Annotated in this window: 4 protein-coding genes; 1 reads left to right on the top strand and 3 read right to left on the bottom strand. The window is 42.7% G+C overall.

What is annotated here, in order from left to right:
* Positions 1-124: 124 nt before the first annotated feature.
* Positions 125-862, bottom strand: coding sequence for a phycocyanobilin:ferredoxin oxidoreductase (locus tag IQ229_RS23080; protein WP_194047755.1), 738 nt, complete (start codon positions 860-862; stop codon positions 125-127).
* Positions 863-1,063: 201 nt separating this feature from the next.
* Here IQ229_RS23080 and IQ229_RS23075 point away from each other — a divergent pair, with 201 nt between their 5' ends.
* Positions 1,064-1,294 carry a hypothetical protein gene (locus IQ229_RS23075; protein WP_194047752.1) on the top strand — a complete coding sequence of 77 codons (231 nt, stop codon included), beginning with the start codon at positions 1,064-1,066 and terminating at the stop codon, positions 1,292-1,294.
* A gap of 49 nt (positions 1,295-1,343) precedes the next feature.
* On the opposite strand, the gene IQ229_RS23070 is transcribed toward IQ229_RS23075, so the two are convergent.
* Both IQ229_RS23070 and psbP read right to left on the bottom strand, forming a co-directional pair.
* Positions 1,344-1,940 carry a Maf family protein gene (locus tag IQ229_RS23070; protein WP_194047750.1) on the bottom strand — a complete coding sequence of 199 codons (597 nt, stop codon included), beginning with the start codon at positions 1,938-1,940 and terminating at the stop codon, positions 1,344-1,346.
* 106 nt (positions 1,941-2,046) lie between these two features.
* The gene (gene psbP / locus IQ229_RS23065) at positions 2,047-2,592 is read right to left on the bottom strand and encodes a photosystem II reaction center PsbP (RefSeq protein WP_194047757.1); all 546 of its coding nucleotides are present in this window, start codon (positions 2,590-2,592) and stop codon (positions 2,047-2,049) included.
* Positions 2,593-2,707: the final 115 nt, after the last annotated feature.

The following is a 2,707-nucleotide window of genomic DNA, read 5'->3' as shown; positions in this document are numbered from 1 at the left end:
CTATTCTCCCTGTTCTGTTTTGGAACTCCATAAAACTCTCGTTGAATGAATTCTACATTTATCCATTAGCTGAAAACGTAGCAGAGCCTACAGATGGGGGAGATCGGGGTGATGGAGGAGATGATTAAGTTGGGAGGTCGAATAAAACTGTGGTCATGTAATTTTCTGCCCAAGCTGGGCCAAAGGCTTTTTCAAGTACGCGACGCGTTTTATCGTTTTGCTGCTGTTTGGTGCAGTAGTTGTGTTGTCCGGCGAGATTTTGGCTGACTTGTTCAACTGAAACAGGATGCGAGGCGATCGCTTGGATGCAATGAATATCTAAAAATTCTCGCACGCGCGACAGAAACATTGTTTCTTCTTCAGGGGAACTGGGGCGTACAAAAATACAAAAATCTGAAAAAATGTTTCCCCATTCTGGTAATTCACGGGGTTGGGAAAAGTTAAGCACTGTTAGCTGTGTCAGTGCCGAAGTATAAGATTCTGGTAAGGTGCGTTCTACTTGGATAGGAGAAAGGTCTGCGATCGCCGCACTAATTTGACCTCTACCCCCAACTAAATCGCAACCAAACATCGGCAGGTTGTATTCTGGACGGGGAAACATGACGCAATGCAAAATATCCAGCATATTGCCGATTTTTGCCAGTTCCAAGTGCATTTTCCGAAACTGGGGCGTTTGATAGCAACGGTTTTCAATTATCAGTTTTTCGCCTTCTAGTCTACCTTCCACATACCCCAACTCATTAGGCAAATGGTAAGGGGATAAATCCAGGTGCTGATGCCAAGCTGCCTCAATACAATCAGCTAGCTGACGAATTAGGGGATGTTGTTGCTCGCGCAGCGAGGGCATAGAAGTAAATGACATATTCTAGTTGGGAATGCGATCTAGTGGCCAGTCTACAACTTGTCGTGCCATACCTGTTGTGGTCTGCAATATAAGCAAACACTTACACCCAGCCAACGTAAATTTATAAGACAGATACTTTTCACAAGGATTCTTTATTTTGTAGTCTAGGTTACAGAAATATTTTTAGATTAGTCCATTTGTGAAGGCTAATAGAAAGCTATGAAACTAGATTCTCGTAGACCGGATTTTGCTATGCAAACAAGAAGGCACAATAATCTGGAAGGCTTACAGAGGTTCAAAGCTTCTACTTGGGTAAAGCTTTTGCAACTTCCCAACCCCTTTAGTTTTGACGAAGCACTTTTATTGTGTCCGGTTTCAGCAGATGAGTGGCTAGCTTGGATTCCAGATCATGGCGAAGCAATACTCAATATCAGGGAATTTAGTTATTAGTCATTTGTCATTTGTCATTTGTCATTGGTTAATAACTTTAGACAAATGACTATTGCTGCCAGAAATCAGTGACATCGTATCCCAATTCACTTAGCATCTGCCGCAGCAGGGGTAAACTAAGTCCAATTACATTGCTGTGACAGCCTTCGATTTTTTCCACGAAGAAACTTCCAAAACCTTCAATGGCAAAAGCACCAGCACACTTGAGCGGTTCACCGGTGGCAACATAAGCTTTAATTGCCTTCTCGCTCATTTGAGCAAAGTAAACTCTTGTAACTTGAGACTTGACTAAAGTACAGTTTTGCTGATGGTCAATTAAGGCATGACCTGTGTACAAGTCGCCAAAGTTACCTTGCATTATCTGCCAACGTGCGATCGCTTCAGAAAAGTCTGCTGGTTTGCCGTAAATTTCACCATTGATGGACAAAACTGAATCACAACCTATAATCAAAGCTGATTCAAACTGTGGGGCTACAGTTTCCGCTTTATACTGGGCAAGAGTTTTGACCAATTCTGCTGGTTCACTTAGTTGAATTTGCGACTCATCAAAGTCACTAGGTCGAACTATCGGTTCAATACCAACAGTTTGCAGCAAGCGGCGTCTGGCTGGGGAAGCTGAAGCAAGTACAAAAGGTGGAATTTTCATTATCTGACCAACTTGGTAATTGGGGATGGGGTACTGGGCATTGCTTATTTCCCTTGTTCCCCTTTTCCCGCAGTCTTTTTTTAATTTTTAATTGATGTCTCCCCAATTAATAAACAGAAAAAGAATTGACAACCTCATCTATCATCCGTTTAACTTTCTGCCAGCGTTTTTCAGGAATTGAGGCGTTGAAGGTAAAAAGTTTACCACGGCTCACAGCGACACTGGCAATGTTGTGTCGTTGCTGTTGATTGGGGAGTTTAACCTCATACTCTAAAAGGTAGTATGTTTTACCATCTACTTCTCGCTGGGCGGCATTGACTAATTCAGCCGAACGACCAGAATCAGGAGGCGCGAGAGCCGCTTTTCCTAATTTGTATCCTACTTCTGTTGGGGTTCCCAATTCTGACAAAGTTTTGCCTTCAGGAACTGGGCTAATCACAACCGAAACATTTTCAGACACTTCAATCAAATCGTGGAAAACCACATCTGGCCCGTCGGCAACTTTAACTGGCAGCCAGCCGTTAGGATATAAAAACTGATAGCCATCACTACTGTCTACAAAGCTTTTGAGTCCAGATGCAACCGCTACATCAGAATTACTCAGACTGAAGCTCAACACCAATAGCAAAATTAATACAATTCGTTTCAACATTTCTACAAATTCCTTTGGGCTGGAGACAACACTAGCCAGTTTGTCCAGAAAGCGGGGAGCGGTATAATAACCCATGAGCTTGTCTTATCTGATGAATAATTAACACTTCTGAAGT

The organism is Nostoc cf. edaphicum LEGE 07299 (assembly GCF_015207245.1).
Taxonomy (GTDB): Bacteria; Cyanobacteriota; Cyanobacteriia; order Cyanobacteriales; family Nostocaceae; genus Nostoc; species Nostoc edaphicum_B.
The sequence above is the reverse complement of the archived record's forward strand: the minus strand, read 5'-3'. Positions and strand labels throughout refer to the sequence as shown.